This window comes from Halorubrum tibetense (assembly GCF_042661865.1).
GTDB lineage: Archaea > Halobacteriota > Halobacteria > Halobacteriales > Haloferacaceae > Halorubrum > Halorubrum tibetense.
This window is the reverse complement of the sequence record NZ_JBHSWW010000475.1, coordinates 1-1,156: the sequence shown is the minus strand read 5'-3', so window position 1 is coordinate 1,156 and position 1,156 is coordinate 1. Positions and strand designations below refer to the sequence as shown.

1 protein-coding gene is annotated in these 1,156 nt (G+C 71.5%); it reads left to right on the top strand.

The features are described from left to right. The coding region (locus ACFQEU_RS16310) for a M28 family peptidase (protein WP_379783871.1) at positions 1-1,156 on the top strand (1,156 nt) is incomplete at both ends.

Sequence of the window (1,156 nt, the reverse complement as noted above, 5' to 3'; positions counted from 1 at the left end):
CGTGCGGACGCCGGATCGGTCCGGCGAGGAGCGGACTCGCGAGTTCGAGGCGCTCGCACTCCCGTACTCACCCGCGGGCTCCGTCTCCGGGGCGCTCGTCGATGTCGGGCACGGGACCCCGGCGGAGATCGATGCGGCGGACGTCGACGGGCGGATCGCGGTCGCGTCGACGACGACTCCCGAAGGAACCCGGTTCGTCCACCGAATGGAGAAGTTCGGGTACGCCGTCGAGTCGGGCGCGGTCGGGTTCGTCTTCGTCAACCACCTCGACGGACAGCTCCCACCGACGGGTTCGCTGACGTTCGGTGAAGAGGCCGCGGCCCCCGCGGTCGGTGTCTCCGCGGAGACAGGCGCGTGGCTCCGCGAGTACGCCGTCAACGCCACCGGGCCGGTCGCGACCGTCGAGCTCACGGTCGACGCCACGACCACTCCCGGCGAGTCGCGGAACGTGATCGGCCGCGTCGGGCCCGACACCAACGAACGGCTGCTACTTCTCGCCCACTACGACGGCCACGACATCGCGGAGGGAGCGTTGGACAACGGGTGCGGTATCGCGACCGTCGTCACGGCCGCCCGGATCTTGGCGGATGGGACGGACGACACGGGCGACGCCGGAGTCGCGGACGACACAGGTGACGCCGGAGTCGCGGACGGCACAGGTGACGTCGGTGTCGCGGACGGCACAGGTGACGTCGGTGTCGCGGACGACACGAGAGATCGAAAGCGTGCGGATCCACTCTTTCCCGTCGGTGTCGATGTCGTCGCGGTCGGCGCGGAGGAGGTCGGCCTGCTCGGTGCCGAACGGCTCGCACGAACCGTCGACCTCGACGCGGTCCGCGGCGTGATCAACGTCGACGGCGCGGGCCGGTTCCGCGACCTGGTCGCGATGACACACACGTCGGAGACGGCCGCGTCGGTCGCGGACGCCGTCTCGACCGCGACGCGACACCCGGTCAAGGTGCGTCCGGAGCCGCACCCGTTCTCCGACCAGTGGCCGTTCGTCCGCCGCGGCGTTCCCGCCCTCCAGCTACACAGCGACTCCGGCGAGCGGGGACGGGGCTGGGGACACACGCACGCGGACACCCGGGACAAGGTCGACGACCGGAACGTGCGGGAGCACGCCGCGCTCGTCGCGCTCCTCGTCACGGAGTTCGCG